At 69.9% G+C, this 15,091-nt stretch carries 17 protein-coding genes; 13 read left to right on the top strand and 4 right to left on the bottom strand.

The genetic code is table 11. From position 1 onward, the window contains the following. Positions 1-52 precede the first annotated feature (52 nt). The 4 genes from serS (at position 53) to ACK41C_RS13490 (ending at position 4,237) form a co-directional block, all read left to right on the top strand. Positions 53-1,387: a serine--tRNA ligase gene (serS, locus tag ACK41C_RS13475; RefSeq protein WP_409655201.1), complete on the top strand. Its 1,335-nt coding sequence runs from the start codon at positions 53-55 to the stop codon at positions 1,385-1,387. Next, positions 1,384-2,160 (top strand): 5'/3'-nucleotidase SurE, encoded by a 777-nt coding sequence (surE, locus tag ACK41C_RS13480; protein ID WP_409655204.1) that lies wholly within the window; start codon positions 1,384-1,386, stop codon positions 2,158-2,160. The genes serS and surE overlap by 4 nt, the downstream gene beginning before the upstream one ends. Before the next feature lie 8 nt (positions 2,161-2,168). After that, positions 2,169-2,837: a protein-L-isoaspartate(D-aspartate) O-methyltransferase gene (locus tag ACK41C_RS13485; RefSeq protein ID WP_409655207.1), complete on the top strand. Its 669-nt coding sequence runs from the start codon at positions 2,169-2,171 to the stop codon at positions 2,835-2,837. Between the two features lie 92 nt (positions 2,838-2,929). Further along, complete coding sequence (locus ACK41C_RS13490; protein ID WP_409655210.1) at positions 2,930-4,237, top strand: peptidoglycan DD-metalloendopeptidase family protein; 1,308 nt, start codon at positions 2,930-2,932, stop codon at positions 4,235-4,237. Positions 4,238-4,333: 96 nt separating this feature from the next. Here ACK41C_RS13490 and ACK41C_RS13495 read toward each other — a convergent pair whose 3' ends face one another. Next, complete coding sequence (locus ACK41C_RS13495) at positions 4,334-5,173, bottom strand: ATP-binding protein (RefSeq protein WP_409655213.1); 840 nt, start codon at positions 5,171-5,173, stop codon at positions 4,334-4,336. A 178-nt stretch (positions 5,174-5,351) separates the two neighbouring features. Between ACK41C_RS13495 and yajC the strand changes: the two genes are divergently transcribed. From yajC to ACK41C_RS13525, 6 genes are all read left to right on the top strand, one after another. After that, a complete protein-coding gene (gene yajC, locus ACK41C_RS13500; RefSeq protein WP_409656670.1) occupies positions 5,352-5,639 on the top strand; it encodes a preprotein translocase subunit YajC in 288 nt (95 codons plus the stop codon). 12 nt (positions 5,640-5,651) lie between these two features. After that, on the top strand, positions 5,652-7,253 hold the full coding sequence (secD, locus tag ACK41C_RS13505) for a protein translocase subunit SecD (RefSeq protein ID WP_409655216.1): 1,602 nt from the start codon (positions 5,652-5,654) through the stop codon (positions 7,251-7,253). Positions 7,254-7,265: 12 nt separating this feature from the next. Further along, the gene (gene secF / locus ACK41C_RS13510) at positions 7,266-8,225 is read left to right on the top strand and encodes a protein translocase subunit SecF (protein WP_409655218.1); all 960 of its coding nucleotides are present in this window, start codon (positions 7,266-7,268) and stop codon (positions 8,223-8,225) included. 4 nt (positions 8,226-8,229) lie between these two features. Next, positions 8,230-8,589 carry an Mth938-like domain-containing protein gene (locus ACK41C_RS13515; RefSeq protein WP_409655221.1) on the top strand — a complete coding sequence of 120 codons (360 nt, stop codon included), beginning with the start codon at positions 8,230-8,232 and terminating at the stop codon, positions 8,587-8,589. A 93-nt stretch (positions 8,590-8,682) separates the two neighbouring features. Continuing rightward, positions 8,683-9,288 (top strand): urate hydroxylase PuuD, encoded by a 606-nt coding sequence (locus ACK41C_RS13520; protein ID WP_409655223.1) that lies wholly within the window; start codon positions 8,683-8,685, stop codon positions 9,286-9,288. A gap of 65 nt (positions 9,289-9,353) precedes the next feature. Beyond that, entirely contained in the window at positions 9,354-10,049 is a 696-nt protein-coding gene (locus ACK41C_RS13525) for a squalene/phytoene synthase family protein (protein WP_409655225.1), read from the top strand. Positions 10,050-10,055: 6 nt separating this feature from the next. On the opposite strand, the gene ACK41C_RS13530 is transcribed toward ACK41C_RS13525, so the two are convergent. Further along, entirely contained in the window at positions 10,056-11,051 is a 996-nt protein-coding gene (locus tag ACK41C_RS13530; RefSeq protein ID WP_409655228.1) for a hypothetical protein, read from the bottom strand. A gap of 102 nt (positions 11,052-11,153) precedes the next feature. On the opposite strand from ACK41C_RS13530, the gene ACK41C_RS13535 reads away from it, so the two are divergent. Next, positions 11,154-11,729, top strand: coding sequence for a TetR family transcriptional regulator (locus tag ACK41C_RS13535; protein ID WP_409655230.1), 576 nt, complete (start codon positions 11,154-11,156; stop codon positions 11,727-11,729). Here ACK41C_RS13535 and ACK41C_RS13540 read toward each other — a convergent pair. Continuing rightward, complete coding sequence (locus ACK41C_RS13540; RefSeq protein ID WP_409655233.1) at positions 11,701-12,468, bottom strand: AraC family transcriptional regulator; 768 nt, start codon at positions 12,466-12,468, stop codon at positions 11,701-11,703. The genes ACK41C_RS13535 and ACK41C_RS13540 overlap by 29 nt on opposite strands. A 68-nt stretch (positions 12,469-12,536) precedes the next feature. Here ACK41C_RS13540 and ACK41C_RS13545 point away from each other — a divergent pair, with 68 nt between their 5' ends. Both ACK41C_RS13545 and ACK41C_RS13550 read left to right on the top strand, forming a co-directional pair. Further along, a complete protein-coding gene (locus ACK41C_RS13545) occupies positions 12,537-12,911 on the top strand; it encodes a VOC family protein (RefSeq protein WP_409655236.1) in 375 nt (124 codons plus the stop codon). Beyond that, complete coding sequence (locus ACK41C_RS13550) at positions 12,908-13,576, top strand: O-methyltransferase (protein ID WP_409655238.1); 669 nt, start codon at positions 12,908-12,910, stop codon at positions 13,574-13,576. Before ACK41C_RS13545 ends, ACK41C_RS13550 begins: the two co-directional genes overlap by 4 nt. Here ACK41C_RS13550 and trmFO read toward each other — a convergent pair whose 3' ends face one another. Continuing rightward, positions 13,577-14,977 (bottom strand): methylenetetrahydrofolate--tRNA-(uracil(54)-C(5))-methyltransferase (FADH(2)-oxidizing) TrmFO, encoded by a 1,401-nt coding sequence (trmFO, locus tag ACK41C_RS13555; RefSeq protein WP_409655240.1) that lies wholly within the window; start codon positions 14,975-14,977, stop codon positions 13,577-13,579. Between the last annotated feature and the right edge of the window lie 114 nt (positions 14,978-15,091).

Below are 15,091 nucleotides of genomic sequence, written 5' to 3' on the forward strand. Positions count from 1 at the left end.
CCTCCGCCGACGCGCTCTAGAGAAGGCCGCCTAGCTCCACAGACGGCCAGCCATGCACGACATTCGAGCCATTCGCGAAACCCCCGAGCTCTACGAGAAGCATTGGGCGGCGAAGGGACGGTCCGGGGCGGCGGCCGAGGCCCTGGCGCTGGACGAGAAGCTGCGGGCCGCCCAGACCGCCCTGCAGGCGGCCCAAGCCGAGCGTAACGAGAGCTCCAAGCTGATCGGCCAGGCCAAGGCCCGCAAGGACGAGGCCGAGGCCGCCCGTCTGATCGCCCATGTGGAGGTCCTGAAGACCACCCTGGCCGAGCAGGGCGAAGCCGAACGCAGCCTCGGCGAGGCCCTGCGCGAGCTGCTGGCCGGACTGCCCAACCTGCCGGCGGCCGACGTGCCGGCCGGCGCCGACGAGAACGACAATGTCGAGGTTCGCCGCTGGGGCGAACCCTTCGCCATCGCCGCGCCGAAGGATCACGCCGACCTGGGCGAGGGCCTTGGTCTGATGGACTTCGAGGCGGCCGCCCGCATGAGCGGCTCGCGCTTCGTGGTGCTGAAGGGCGAGCTGGCGCGCCTGGAACGTGCGCTCGGCCAGTTCATGCTCGACCTGCAGACGCGCGAGCATGGCTATACGGAAGTCTCGCCGCCCATGCTGGTGCGCAGCGAGGCGATGTTCGGCACCGGCCAGCTGCCGAAGTTCTCCGACGATCAGTTCGTGGCGGTTCCGGGCCTTGAGAACACCCGCGCCTTGAAAGGCGCCGATCTCCCCGAGGCTCCGGAGATCCGCTGGCTCATCCCCACCGCCGAGGTCTCGCTGACCAACCTCGTGCGAGAGCAGATCGTGGCGGAGGAGGAATTGCCGCTGCGCCTGACCGCGCTCACCCACTGCTTCCGCGCCGAGGCCGGCGCCTCGGGCCGCGACACCCGCGGCATGATCCGCCAGCACCAGTTCCAGAAGGTCGAGCTCGTCTCCATCACCACGCCCGAGCAGTCGGAGGCGGAGCACGAGCGCATGGTCTCCTGCGCCGAAGCGGTGCTGAAGGCCCTGGAGTTGCCCTTCCGCACGGTGCTGCTGTGCTCTGGCGACATGGGCTTTTCGGCCCGCAAGACCTACGACTTGGAGGTCTGGCTGCCGTCCGAGGGGCGCTACCGCGAGATCAGTTCCTGCTCCAACTGCGGCGACTTCCAGGCCCGGCGCATGGACGCGCGCGCCAAGAAGGCCGGGGAGAAGGGAACCCGCTTCGTCCACACCCTGAACGGCTCGGGCCTGGCCGTCGGCCGCGCCCTCGTGGCGGTGATGGAGAACTACCAGGACGAGAACGGCCGCATCGCCATTCCCCAGGCCCTGCATCCCTATCTGCCGGGCATGACGCATATCGGGGGCGGGCGGTGAGGATCCTCCTCACCAACGACGACGGCATCCACGCCGAAGGCCTCGTGGCGCTGGAGAACATCGCCCGCGTGCTCTCCGACGACGTCTGGATCTGCGCCCCCGAGTACGAGCAGTCGGGCGCGTCGCGCGCCCTGACGCTGTCCGACCCGATTCGGGTCCGGCGGCTGGACGAGCGGCGGTTCTCGACCACCGGCACGCCCACCGACTGCGTCATGCTGGCGGTGCACGAACTTGTGACCGGGGCGCGGCCCGACCTCGTTCTCTCCGGAGTGAACCGCGGCGCCAATCTCGCCGAAGACGTCACCATGTCCGGCACGGTGGCCGGGGCCATCGAGGGCATGGCGCTCGGCATCCCCTCCATCGCGCTCTCCCAGACCGGCTGGCCCGAACTCGACCAGTCGATGTACGCGCCCGCCGAGCACTTCGCCCCGGGCATCATCCGCAAGCTGGTGGAGACCGGCTGGGCGAAGGACGTGGTGATGAACGTCAACTTCCCGGCCCGGCCGGTGGAGGAGATCCGCGAGGTCGAGGTCACGCGCCAGACCTTCCGCGACGTGCACGTGCGCCACGCCGAAAAGCGCGTCGACCTGCGGAACCGCGAATACTACTGGATGGGTTTTCGGCAGGAGCGGTCCATACCCGCCGACGGCACGGACCTGAAGGCCATCTACGAGGGCCGGATTTCGGTCACCCCCTTGCATATCGACCTGACTCACGCCGAAACCGTCTTCCGCCTGAAGGGCGTGCTGGGCGGCGCGCCGCCGAAGGCTTGAGGGGGGCGATGGCCGGGCAAGAGCACGAACGGGAAGAAGACTCCGCCGAAAAGCGCGCGCGCCTGATCCTGTCGCTGCGCTCGCAAGGGGTGACCGATCCGGCGGTGCTGGACGCCATCGAAAGCACGCCCCGCGACATTTTCACGCCGGACCTCTTCAAGGAACGCGCCTGGGAGGATTCGGCCCTGCCGATCGCCTGCGGCCAGACGATCAGCCAGCCCTTCATTGTCGGCCTGATGAGCCAGGCCCTGCAGGTCGAACCGCGCGCGCGGGTGCTCGAGATCGGCACGGGTTCCGGCTACCAGACCACCATCCTCTCCAAGCTGGCGCGGCTGGTCTATACGGTGGAGCGCTATCGCACCCTGCTGGCCGAGGCCGAGGCGCGGTTCCGGCGGCTGGAGCTCACCAACGTCATCACCCGGTTCGGCGATGGCGGCCTGGGCTGGCCAGAGCAGGCGCCTTTCGACCGCATTCTGGTCACAGCCGCGGCGCCGGAGGAGCCCAAGGCTCTGCTCGCCCAGTTGAAGCCGAAGGGGATCCTCGTCGCGCCGATCGGGAAGGGGCCGGTTCAGAGCCTTCGCCGCTATGTGGGCGACGGCCACGGCGGGTTCGCGGTCGAGACCCTGACCGACGTCCGCTTCGTTCCCCTGCTCGAAGGCGTCGCGAAAGAACCCTGAACGACGACGACTTTGGGTTGGCTTCGGCGTCGGCCGTAACCCATCATTAACCCTGACGCCTCGACTGATTCCGGCATCAAAACGGAGCGGCGATGACGCTTTCCATTTCGCGGACCATTCCCATTCTGGCGGCGGCGGGGCTGCTCGGCGCCTGCACCACCATGCCCGAGGGGCCGCGCCCGAACTTTCCGATCACGGCCCCGCCGCCGTCGGGCGGGCAGCCGCCGCCGCCTGCCGCCGCGCCGCCGGCGCCGACGCCGGGTCCCGACGCCCGCCCGACCGCGCCGGTGGGCAGCACCCAGCTTCCCGCCATCGGCGGCGCGACGACTGCTCCGCCGGCTCAGCGTACGCCCGCGCCGGCTGCGACCACGACCCGCGAAGTCACCACCCTCAGCGTCACGGGCCAGGTGGTGGACGCCTCGGGCCCGGCAGTCACCTATACCGTCAAGTCCGGCGACAACCTCGACGCCATCGCCCGGACGCTCGGCACGACGCGCAAGCAGCTGGCCGACGACAACGGGCTGGAAGCGCCTTATCGCCTGCGTCCCGGCCAGACGCTGAAAGGGCCGCAGTCGCGGGGCAAGGCCTATGTGGTGACGCCCGGCGACACCCTGTTCGCCATTTCGCGCCGCTTCGGCGTGACGCCGGCCTCCATCGCCGAGGCCAACAGCATGGACCTCAACGCGCCGATCCGGCCGGGCCAGCGCCTGCTGCTGCCGGCGGGCTTCGCCGACCGCGGGCCGGTGCGGACCACGACCACCCAGACCGTGCCCGCCGCTGCGCCGCCGCCTGCGACCAGCGTGCCGCCGCCGCCTCCGCCCCCGCCGCCCCGGCAGACTCAGCCGGAGCCGGCTCCGCAGCCGACCCCGCGGCCGCCGGCTCAGACGCCGCCGGCGCGGACGCCCCCCGCCACCACTCCGCCGCCGGCCACGACGCCGCCCGGCGTCGCGCCGATCATTCCCAGCGCCGGCCCGCTGCCCGACGCCCAGATCGCCGAGCTCGGCCGAGGGCGCTTCATCTGGCCCGTCCGCGGCGACGTGATCTCCGACTTCGGGCCCAAGGGCACCGGCCAGCGCAACGACGGCGTCAACATCCGCACGCCTGCCGGCACGACCGTTCGCGCCGCTGCGGCCGGCGACATCGTCTATGCCGGCGACCAGGTGCCGGGCTTCGGCAATCTGGTGCTGGTCAAGCACGCCGACGGCTGGGTGACCGCCTATGGCCACCTCTCCCGTGTCGACGTGAAGATGACCGACAAGGTTGTCCAGGGGCAGCAGATCGGCCAGGCCGGCTCCACGGGCGGGGTCTCCGAGCCTCAGCTGCACTTCGAGGTTCGCTATGCGCCGACACCGGCGGACCGGGCCCGTCCGATCGATCCGAAGCTGGTGCTGCCGCGGTAGCGCCCGCGCTTTCCTTCCCCTTCATGGGGAGAGTGATCGCAAGCGAAATCGTCCTCTCCCGCACGGCGGGAGAGGGGTGAGGAGAGGGAAGTTCCCCTACAGCGGCAGAGGCTTGCCCAGTTCTCCCGCCAGGTCGCGGATGAACTGCCAGGCCACGCGGCCGGAGCGGCCGCCGCGCAGCTGGGCCCATTGCAGGGCGCGGCGGTCCAGGTCCACGACCGCAAGGCCGTAGCGCTCGGCGTAGCCGGTCACGGCCGCCAGATAGGTCGGTTGGTCCATGGGCGGGAAGCCGACCCACAGGCCGAAGCGGTCGGAGACGCTGACCTCCTCCTCGGCGTCCTCGGCCGTGGCGATCAGGCCCCGGTCTTCCGTATGGCCGCGCGGCATCAGGTGGCGCCGGTTGGAGGTGGCGACGAAGAGGACATTGGCGGGCGGGCCGGAGACGCCCCCCTCCAGGGCCGACTTCAGCGCCTTGGCCGCCGCGGCGCCCTCCTCGAAGGAGAGGTCGTCGCACAGCACCACGAACCGTTCGGAGCGGGCGCGCAACTCGTCGAACAGGGCGGGCAGGGCGGTCACCTGGTCGCGGTCCACCTCCACCAGCTTCAGGTCGGGAGCCTCCTGCGCCGCCGCCATGAACGCCGCCTTGGCGAGCGAGCTCTTGCCGGTGCCGCGCACGCCCCACAGCAGGGCGTGGTTGCAGGGCAGGCCGCGGGCGAACCGCTGCAGGTTCTCCAGGAACCGCGCCTTCTGCCGGTCCACGCCCATCAGTGAATCCAGGGGGAGGGGATAGTCCGGCGCGGGGTGGAAGGCGCCGGTCGCCGGATCGTGACGGAAGAGCCGGGCGCCCTCGAAGGCCGGCGTCGCCCGCGGCGGCGGGGCCAGGCGCTCCAGGGCGGCGGCGATGCGTTCGAGGGCAGGCTTCAGCGTCTCGTCCATGGCCCGGTGCTTAGCCGCAGGGGCGTTCCATTGCAAAACCGGGACGCAGCGCATAGCTTCCGCCGACTTGAAAAAAGGGCGCGCCGTCCGCGCCCGACCACGCCTATCCGGAGAGGCCATGTTCGCCACCCCCGCATTCGCCCAGACCGCCGGCGCCGCCGGCGGCGGCCCTGGAGATATGCTGATCCAGTTCCTGCCGCTGATCGGCCTGATCGTGCTGTTCTACTTCCTGATGATCCGTCCGCAGCAGAAGCGGATGAAGCAGCACGCCCAGATGATCGGGAACCTGAAGCGCAACGACACGGTGGTGCTGAACTCCGGCATGATCGGCAAGGTCGTGCGCGTCGAGGACAAGGAGATCGGGCTGGAGATCGCCCAGGGCGTCACCGTGAAGGTGGTCAAGGGCATGATCGCCGAGGTCCGCACCCGCGGCGAACCCGCCGCCGCCAACGATTCCAAGGCCTAAGGCCCCACGCCCATGCTCGCCCTGTCGCGCTGGAAGGTCCTGGCGGTCGTCGCCTCGCTGATCTTCGGCGTTCTCTTCGCCCTTCCGACCTTCCTGCCGGCCAATGTGCGCGAGGCGCTTCCCGGCTTCATGCCGCGGCAGACCCTGAACCTCGGCCTCGATCTGCAGGGCGGCTCGCACCTCCTGCTCGAGGTCGACACCCAGGCCCTGCGCGCCGAACGTCTGACCAACGTCCTGGAGGACGTGCGCACCATCCTGCGCCAGGAGCAGATCGGCTTCAGCGAACTGCGCGTCACCGACGGCGCGATCACCGTCCAGATCACCGATCCGGCCCAGGTGAACACCGCCATCAACACCCTGCGCAATTCCGTGGGCGCGCCGCTGGCCGGGGTCGCCGGCGGGCGGGACATCACCGTCTCGGCGTCCGGCGGGCGCATCCGCCTGGCCTTCGTGCCCGAAGCCTTGAACGCCGAGGCGGCCAAGGCGGTGGACCAGTCCATCGAGATCATCCGCCGCCGGGTCGACGAGCTGGGCACGCGCGAACCGACCATCGTGCGCCAGGGCGTGAACCGCATCGTGGTCCAGGCGCCGGGCGAGAGCGATCCCGAACGGCTGAAGGACGTGATCGGCCAGACCGCCAAGCTGACCTTCCAGATGGTGGACGAGAGCGTCACCGCCGCCGAGGCCGCCGCCGGCCGCATTCCGCCGGGCTCGGAACTGCTGCCCAGCGAGGACCAGTACGCGCCGGCCTATGTGGTGCGCCGCCGGGCGCTGGTGACCGGCGAGATGCTGACCGACGCCCAGCAGGCCTTCGACCAGCAGACCGGCCAGCCGGAAGTCTCCTTCCGCTTCAACAGCCAGGGCGCGCGGCGCTTCGGCGACGCCACCACCCAGAACGTCGGCAAGCGTTTCGCCATCGTGCTGGACGGCAAGGTGATCTCGGCGCCGACCATCCAAGGCCCGATTGTCGGGGGCAACGGCCGGATCACCGGCAATTTCTCGGTCGAGAGCGCCAACAACCTGGCCATCCTGCTGCGGGCGGGCGCCCTGCCGGCGCCCCTGAACGTCGAGGAACAGCGCACCGTCGGGGCCGAACTCGGGGCCGACGCGGTGCGCGCCGGATCGGTCTCCATCGTCATCGGCTTCGTCTCGATCCTGGTGTTCATGGTGCTCGCCTACGGCCTGCTGTTCGGCGGCATCTCGGTGATCGCGCTGCTGTTCAACGGGGTGCTGATCCTGGGGATCATGTCGGCCTTCCAGGCGACGCTCACCTTGCCCGGCATCGCAGGCCTGATCCTGACGCTCGCCATGGCCGTCGACGCCAACGTGCTGATCTACGAGCGGATGCGCGACGAGATGCGCAGCGGGCGCAACGCGCTCTCGGCCATGGACGCCGGCTTCTCCCGGGCCATGAGCACCATCATCGACGCCAATGTCACCACCATCCTGGCGGCGCTGATCATGTTCCAGTTCGGCTCCGGCCCCGTCCGCGGCTTCGCCTGGACGCTCTCCATCGGCGTGGTGACTTCGGTCTTCACCGCCGTCCTGGTCACCCAAGTGCTTCTGGCCGTGTGGTTCCGCACCACACGCCCGAAGGCCCTGCCGATCGTTTAGGAGGCGTTCGACATGTGGCCCCTCATCCGCATCCTTCCGGTCAAGACGAACTTCCGGTTCGTCGCCTTCGCGCGGCTCGCCGCCATCATCTCCGCCCTGGCGGTGATCGGCTCGCTGGCCGCCACCCTGCTGCCTTTCCAGCCGCCCTGCGCCGGCCTGGCCTGCGGCATCGACTTCCGCGGGGGCACGCTGATCGAGCTCTCGACACCGGAGCCGGTGGATCTGGCCAAGGTGCGAAGGACGCTCGAGGCCCAGAACCTCGGCGACGTCCAGGTGCAGGCCTTCGGCGCCCCGACCTCGGCCATGGTCCGGTTCCAGAATCCGGAGAATGTCGCGCCCGCTCAGGCGGTCGACCAGGTGCAAGGCGCCTTGCGCCAGGCGCTTGGCGAGGTGTCGTTCGACAAGGTCGACGTGGTCGGGCCGAAGGTTTCGGGCGAGCTCTTCCGCAGCGGTCTGCTGGCGCTCGGTCTCGCGATCGGCCTCATGCTGCTCTACATCTGGTTTCGCTTCGAACTTCAGTTCGGCGTCGGCGCGGTCGTGGGCCTGTTCCACGACGTGATCCTGACCTTCGGCCTGATCGCGGTGTTCCAGCTGGAGTTCAGCCTGACCACCATCGCAGCCATCCTCACCATCATCGGCTATTCCATGAACGACACGGTGGTGGTGTTCGACCGGCTGCGGGAGAACCTGCGGAAGTACAAGCGGATGCCGCTGGGCGAGGTGATCGACCTTTCGATCAACGAGACCCTCTCGCGGACGATCATCACCGGCCTGACGACCGTGCTGGCGCTCACAGGCCTGGCCGTCTTCGGCGGTCCGACCCTGTTCGGCTTCTCGGTGATCATGATCTTCGGCATCGTGATCGGCACCTACTCCTCGATCTATGTGGCCGCGCCCGTGATCCTGCTCTGGGGGGTCAAGCGCGACGAGGAGGAGCCCCAGCCCATCAAGCCCATGGGCGCGACGCGCTGAGCCCATGGCCCGCGACGCGCCCCAGGTGGACGCCTATGGCGACGGCGGCTTCCGTCTGTCGGGCGCGCGCCACGAAGGTTCGGTGCTGATCCTGAACGACGAGGCGCGGGCCTGGTCCGTCGCCTCCATGGCCGAGCTGACGCCCGAGGCGTTCGACCCCGTGATCGCAGCCGGCCGCGAGGCGGTGGAATTCGTGCTGCTCGGCACGGGCGGGGCGAACGCCCTGCCGCCGCGGCCGGTGCGCGACGCCCTGCAACGCGCGGGCATCGGCCTGGAGTTCATGGACACCCCTTCGGCCGCGCGCCTCTACAACATTCTCACCGCCGAGGGCCGCCGCCTGGCCTGCGCCCTGATCGCGGTCTGAGCCGTCCAAAGCCCAACAGCCCCGCTGCGGCTTTCCGCCTCAGGCGAAAGGCCCTATACCGAAGCCACAGGGCAGGAATCGTGAGGGCTTCCGATGGCTGGACTTCTTTCCAATTTCCGAAACACGATGATCGTGAGCGTGATCCTCGCGATCGTGATCGTGGCGGGCTATTTCGCACACAACGGCGCGGCCGACGCCATCTTCTGGCAGGCGGTGTTCCGCTGGATGCACACCTTCTTCGGCATCCTCTGGATCGGACTGCTCTACTACTTCAACTTCGTCCAGATCCGGAAAATGCCGGACATCCCGGCCGAGCTGAAGCCGGCGGTCTCCAAGTACATCGCGCCCGAGGCGCTGTTCTGGTTCCGCTGGTCGGCGCTCGCCACCTGGGTGATGGGCGTGCTGCTGGCCTGGAACCGCGGCTTCCTCGTGGAGGGCTTCACCCTCGGCGCGCTGGAAGGCTTCTCGGTGCCGCAGCACACCTTCATCGGCCTGGGCATGTGGCTGGCGACGATCATGTTCATCAACGTCTGGGCCTTCATCTGGCCGAACCAGAAGATCGCGCTGGGCATCGTCGAGGCCGACGCCGACGCCAAGGCCAAGGCGGCGCGCACCGCCATGCTGTTCTCCCGGACGAACCTGCTGCTGTCGATCCCGATGCTGGTCACCATGACCATGAACCAGACCATCTTCGGCTGACCGCCGAAGCGGCCTAAGATCGGAAGGCCCGCCTCACCGGCGGGCCTTTTGCTTTGGCGGAACGCATGATGGCTCTGGAAGACGATCCTTCCGATCTCGACGCGCTGGTCCGGCGGGTCGATCCCGACCGCTGGCTCTCCAGCCGGTTCGTCGCCGATCCGGCCGCTCGCGCCGACCTGATCGCCATCTACGCCTACGACTACGAGCTCGCGCGCGCGCCGCGGACAGCGTCCAATCCCTTGCTGGGCGAGATCCGCCTCACCTGGTGGCGGGAGGTTCTGGACGAGATCTACGAGGACCGCCCCGTCCGCCGGCATCCGACCGCTGAGGCCCTGGCTGCGGCCGTGAGGCGCCGCGGCCTCGCACGGGCGCCGCTGGAAGCCATGATCGACGCCCGCTATCGCGAACTCGAGCCGGAGCCCATGAACCTGCCTGAAGCGCTCGCCTGGGCGGAAGGGACGGGCGGGGCGGCCGCGCAAGCCGCCGCCGAGGTGCTCGATCGGTCGGCGGACGCCGCGGCGGTCCGCTCCGCCGGCTCAGCCTGGGCGATCGGGCGGCTGATGGCCACCGCCGGCCTTTCCGGCGCCGACAGCCGGGCGGCGCTGGACGCGGCCCTGGCCGGCGCGCGAGGCGTGAGCGTGGCGGCCTTCCCGGCCGTGGCCCACGCAGCCCTCTCCCGGCCGCGATCGAAGGGGAAAAAGGTCACGGGCCTGACCGCCCGGATAAGGCTGCTGCTCGCCGTGCTGCGCGGGCGAGTCTGACGCGCCCTACCGCGCCGAGACCATCAGCTTCACGATCTCTTCGGTGACCTTCGGCTCCAGGCCCTCGGTGTGGCCCTTGTCGATGCGCACGAGGTCGGCGACCACGCGGCCGTCACGGCAGCCGGGATAGGCGTAGACCTCGGTCCGGCCCGGACCAGGCAGGCGACCCCAGGACTTGGTGGCCGGGTCTTGGCGACCGGAATCGTAGATATAGCCCGCCTTCGTATCGACGATGTCGGGACGTCGCTCGCGCGCGGCGCAGCCGTACTTCTCCGCCCAGTCGGAGGTCGCGGGCAGGGCGACGATCTCGTGTTCGCCGGTGGTGTAGATGTGCGAGAAGTCGCAGTTCAACGGCTGGGCCATGATCCGCGCCAACTGGGCTCTCATCTCGGGCGAGGGTCCACCCGCCCCGCCGCCGCGCGGGGCCGGCGGGCCGAAGTCGGGCGCACGCTCCGGCTGGCCCCCGACGCGCCCGCCCGAGAGACTGAGAAAGCCGGTCACCTTCGGCGCGAAATAGTCCGAACAGACGATCCGCCGCGAGGTCGCCCCGCCTTGGGAATGGCCCGCCAGCCAGAAGGCGCCGATGTTTTCGCGGCCGAAGCGCTCATAGACCTGTTCGACGATGTTCTGCAGGTGCGCATCGTCGCTGGGCTGCCAGACGCGCGGCGGCGCGTTGGGCGTGGCGACCACCAGGCGGTACTTGTCCACATAGTCGACGATGGGGAAGTAGTGCCGCTGCCAGTTCCCGAAGCTGCCGCCGCCGTGCAGGTTGAGCACGAAGGTCAGCGTCTCGCCGGGCTTCACGTCGCTGGGAAAGTCCAGGAAGTATTTCCGGCCGGTCTTCGGATCTTCGACCGTACCGGTGTGGATGACGAGGTCGACCGGACAGCCGGCTTCCGGACAGCGCAGCTCGCCGGCCGGCGCGCGGGCGGCTGCCCCTGTGGCGAACAGCATCGTTCCGGCCATGGCGGTTGCCGCGACGGCGGTCTTTGCATGCGACATCTTCGTTTCCCCAGCCCAGCGCCTTCCTTAAGGAGGGCGTCCCTATCGTTGCTAGGCGATCTCTATCAGTGCTAGGGAGCGAGTCAACCACCTGGGACGTCCATGAGCCTCGACCGCCGAACCATCGCCGCCGCCGCCCTCGATCTGCTGGACGAAGTGGGGCTGGAAGGCGTCACCACGCGCCGCCTGGCCGAGCGGCTGGGGGTGCGCGGGCCGTCGCTCTATTGGCACTTCAAGACCAAGGACCTGCTGTTCGACCACATGGCCGACGCCATGTTCGCAGACGCCATCGCTGTCGACGACGCCGTGCTCAAGACCCGGGCCTGGGACGAATGGCTGGCGGCGGGGGCGCGGGTGATCCGGCGTGCGGCCCTGTCTCGCCGGGACGGCGCGCGGCTGCTGGCCGGGCGGCGACCGGCCGAGAGCGTGGCGATCCTCGCCGTCCGGCCGATGGTCGAGCGGCTGGCGGCGGCGGGGTTTCCCGCGCCCGAAGCGCACTACGCCTTCCAGACCCTCTCCCGCTTCGCCATCGGCTGGGCTCTGAACGAGCAGGCGGCGCAGGCGAGGGGAGGCGAAGAGCCAGAGGCGGGCTTCGAATACGGGCTGGCGGTGATCCTGGAGGGGTTTCGCGGCCGGCTGGCGGCGGGCCTCAGTTCGCGCGGAAGCGCGCGGGCGTGACGCCGAAGGCGCGCTTGAAGGCGGCGATGAAGGCCGAGGGGCTCTGATAGCCCGCGTCGAGCGCCGTCTGGGTGACCGAGGCGCCGGCGCTCAGGGACACCACCGCCTGCTGCATCCGCGCCCGGGCGCGCCAGGCTTCCAGGCTGAGCCCCGTCTCGGCCTGGAAGAGCCGCTGCTGGGTGCGGAGGCTGGCGCCGGACGTCGCCGCCAGAACCTCCAGCGAAGCCGCTGCACCGGGATCGCCTAGGATCCGTTCGGCCAGGCCGCGAGCGCGGGCGTCGCCCGGCAGGGGCAACTGCAGCGGCGCCGTCTCGCCCGCCGCCAGCAGGTCGAGCAGCAGGGCTTCCAGTCGGTCGTGGTCGGCGCGGCCGGCCTCAAGCCTCTCAAGCCGCACGATGTGCAGGATGAGCTCGCGCAGCAGGGGCGCGACCTCAATGGCGCGGCAGGCCTGAAGCCTGGGATCCGGATCGGGGGGCGCCAGATAGAGGGTGCGCATGGCCACGCGCCCGCGCATCTCGATTTCGTGGGGCGTGCCGCCCGGCACCCAGATGGCGCGGGTCGGCGGCACCAGCCAGGCGGCCGCAGGCGTCGACACCCGCATCACCCCGCTGGCGGCGTAGACGAGCTGGGCCCAGGGGTGCGTGTGTCGCTCCAGCCGCTGCCGGTCGCCATAGGTGACGGCCAGCCCACGCACCGGAAAACCGTCGGGATCACGGGCGTTTTGGCGTGTCAGCGACATAACTCGTCAGTATAGCGCAAGCGCGACCATGAGCGAACGACCTAGCGTATGGGTCGAAGGAGCGCCGCATGCCCGCCACCCTGCGCCATTTCGCGATCAACGCCGACGACGTCCCCCGCGCCCGAGCCTTCTACGAGAAGGTGTTCGGCTGGACCTTCACGCCCTGGGGTCCGCCGGGATTCTACCAGGCCCAGGGCGCCGGCAAGGGCTATCGCGGCGCCTTGCAGGGGCGTCGCGAGATCGCCGGCCGGCCCATGCCCGGGATCGAAGTCACCTTCGGCGTCGACGACCTGGCGGCGACCATCGCCGCCATCGAGGCCCAGGGCGGCCGGGTGATCATGCCGCCGTTCCGCATCGAGGGCGTGGGCGAGCTGATCTTCTTCCAGGACACCGAAGGCAATATCGCCGGAGCCATGCAGTACGAGGCCCCCCAATGGGAATGACCGTCCTATCCGACCCGACCATGCAGGCGCGTATCGACGATCTCCACGCCCGCAGCGCGGCCCAGGACCCGGAACTCTTCGGCTATTTCGCCAAGCGGGCCGAGCAGGGCGATCTGGACTGGGACGGCCTGGACGACGACGCCAACCGCTTCATGGCCGACAAGATGGTGGCGCTGGAGCCCGCCAAGGCCGAGCTCTGCTACCTGCTCTGCCGAGCGCTGGGCGCGCGGCGGGTGGTGGAGGTGGGCACCTCGTTCGGCGTCTCCACCCACTATCTGGCCGCGGCCGTGCGCGACAACGGCGGCGGCGTGGTGATCGGGACGGAGTACGAGCCGGCCAAGGCCGCCCAGGCCCGCGCGAACTTCCAGGCCGCCGGGATCGCCGATCTGGTGGATCTGCGCGAAGGCGACCTGCGCGAGACCCTCAAGGTCATCGAGGGGCCGATCGACTTCGTACTGATGGACATCTGGACGGAGATGGCGCGGCCCGCCCTGGAGCTGGTTTCGCCCCATCTTCGACCCGGCGCCGTGGTCGTCGCCGACAACACGACCCAGTTCCGGCATGCCTACCGGCATTTCTTCGAGTTCGTCGCGGACCCGAAGAACCGCCTGCGCAGCCTGACCCTGCCCTACGACGGCGGGCTGGAGCTCTGCGTGCGCTGCTGACTATTCGGCCGCAAGCGCCGGCGCGCCGGCCAGCCAGGCGTCGAGGTCGGCCAGGGCGCGCTCGCCGACGGCGCGCTTCTTGTTGCGGCCGCGCTCTTTGGCGCCCAGCCGGCGGCCCTCGGCGTCGCGCTTGGCGACCTCCAGCGGCGGCAGCAGGCCGTAATTGATGTTCATCGGCTGGAACGACCCCGCGCCGGCGTCCAGGTGCCCGCCGGTGATGTGGCCGATCAGGGCGCCGTGGGCGGTGGTGGCGGGCGGCGCCTCCACGGGCCGGCCCAGGCGCTCGGCGGCGGCGAAGCGGCCGGCCATCAACCCCATGGCGGCGCTTTCCACATAGCCCTCCACGCCGGTGACCTGGCCGGCGAAGCGCAGGCGCGGCTGGGCCTTCAGGCGAAGCTGGCGGTCCAGGAGGCGCGGGCTGTTCAGGAAGGTGTTGCGGTGCAGGCCGCCCAGCCGCGCGAACACCGCCTTCTCCAGCCCAGGAATGGTGCGGAAGATCTCGGTCTGGGCGCCATGCTTAAGCTTGGTCTGGAAGCCGACCATGTTCCACAGGGTGCCCAGCGCATTGTCCTGGCGCAGCTGGACGACCGCGTGGGGCTTCTCGTCGGGCTTGTGGGCGTTGGTCAGGCCGACCGGCTTCATCGGACCGTGGCGCAGGGTCTCACGGCCGCGCTCGGCCATCACCTCGATCGGCAGGCAGCCGTCGAAATAGGGGACGTTCTCCCAGTCCTTGAATTCGGACTTCGGCCCGGCCAGCAGGGCGTCGATGAAGGCCTCGTACTGGGTCCTGTCCATCGGGCAGTTGATGTAGGCCGCCGCATCGCCGCCGGGGCCGGGCTTGTCGTAGCGCGACTGGCGCCAGCAGACGCCCATGTCGATGGAATCGAGATGCACGATCGGGGCGATGGCGTCGAAGAAGGAGAGCTGGCCCTCTCCGGTCAGGTCCAGGATAGCCTCGGTCAGGGCGGGGGAGGTGAGGGGGCCGGTGGCCACGATCACGCTGTCCCAGTCCGCCGGCGGCAGGCCCGCCACCTCCTCGCGGACGATGGTGACCAGGGGATGGGCCTCCAGCCGCTCGGTGACCGCCCTGGAAAAGCCGTCGCGATCGACGGCGAGGGCCCCCCCCGCCGGCACCTGATGGGCGTCGCCCGAAGCCATGATGATGGAGCCCAGGCGCCGCATCTCGGCGTGCAGCAGGCCGACCGCATTGCCGGCCCAGTCGTCGGCGCGGAAGGAGTTCGAACAGACCAGCTCGGCCAGGCCATCGGTCTGGTGGGCGTCGGTGCCGCGCACGGGGCGCATCTCGTGCAGCACCACAGGCACGCCGGCCTCCGCGATCTGCCAGGCGGCTTCCGATCCGGCGAGGCCGCCGCCGACAACGTGAACAGGGGGTATGGACATGCGTGACTAACTAGCAACGATCGCCGGACTTCGCGAGCCGGGCCTTGCGGGCGCGGGACGCTTGGCCAATCTTCGCAGCCGAAGCGCCGGCCGACTCGTTATCGACTGCGAGCG

The sequence above is a fragment of the Phenylobacterium sp. genome, from assembly GCF_046290725.1.
Taxonomy (GTDB): domain Bacteria; phylum Pseudomonadota; class Alphaproteobacteria; order Caulobacterales; family Caulobacteraceae; genus Phenylobacterium.

Coding starts and splice junctions, on each gene's coding strand:
- serS (WP_409655201.1), top strand. CDS start 53: ATGCACGACATTCGAGCCATTCGCGAAACCCCCGAGCTCTACGAGAAG.
- ACK41C_RS13485 (WP_409655207.1), top strand. CDS start 2,169: ATGGCCGGGCAAGAGCACGAACGGGAAGAAGACTCCGCCGAAAAGCGC.
- ACK41C_RS13490 (WP_409655210.1), top strand. CDS start 2,930: ATGACGCTTTCCATTTCGCGGACCATTCCCATTCTGGCGGCGGCGGGG.
- ACK41C_RS13495 (WP_409655213.1), bottom strand. CDS start 5,173: ATGGACGAGACGCTGAAGCCTGCCCTCGAACGCATCGCCGCCGCCCTG.
- yajC (WP_409656670.1), top strand. CDS start 5,352: ATGCTGATCCAGTTCCTGCCGCTGATCGGCCTGATCGTGCTGTTCTAC.
- secD (WP_409655216.1), top strand. CDS start 5,652: ATGCTCGCCCTGTCGCGCTGGAAGGTCCTGGCGGTCGTCGCCTCGCTG.
- secF (WP_409655218.1), top strand. CDS start 7,266: ATGTGGCCCCTCATCCGCATCCTTCCGGTCAAGACGAACTTCCGGTTC.
- ACK41C_RS13515 (WP_409655221.1), top strand. CDS start 8,230: ATGGCCCGCGACGCGCCCCAGGTGGACGCCTATGGCGACGGCGGCTTC.
- ACK41C_RS13520 (WP_409655223.1), top strand. CDS start 8,683: ATGGCTGGACTTCTTTCCAATTTCCGAAACACGATGATCGTGAGCGTG.
- ACK41C_RS13525 (WP_409655225.1), top strand. CDS start 9,354: ATGATGGCTCTGGAAGACGATCCTTCCGATCTCGACGCGCTGGTCCGG.
- ACK41C_RS13530 (WP_409655228.1), bottom strand. CDS start 11,051: ATGTCGCATGCAAAGACCGCCGTCGCGGCAACCGCCATGGCCGGAACG.
- ACK41C_RS13535 (WP_409655230.1), top strand. CDS start 11,154: ATGAGCCTCGACCGCCGAACCATCGCCGCCGCCGCCCTCGATCTGCTG.
- ACK41C_RS13540 (WP_409655233.1), bottom strand. CDS start 12,468: ATGTCGCTGACACGCCAAAACGCCCGTGATCCCGACGGTTTTCCGGTG.
- ACK41C_RS13545 (WP_409655236.1), top strand. CDS start 12,537: ATGCCCGCCACCCTGCGCCATTTCGCGATCAACGCCGACGACGTCCCC.
- ACK41C_RS13550 (WP_409655238.1), top strand. CDS start 12,908: ATGACCGTCCTATCCGACCCGACCATGCAGGCGCGTATCGACGATCTC.
- trmFO (WP_409655240.1), bottom strand. CDS start 14,977: ATGTCCATACCCCCTGTTCACGTTGTCGGCGGCGGCCTCGCCGGATCG.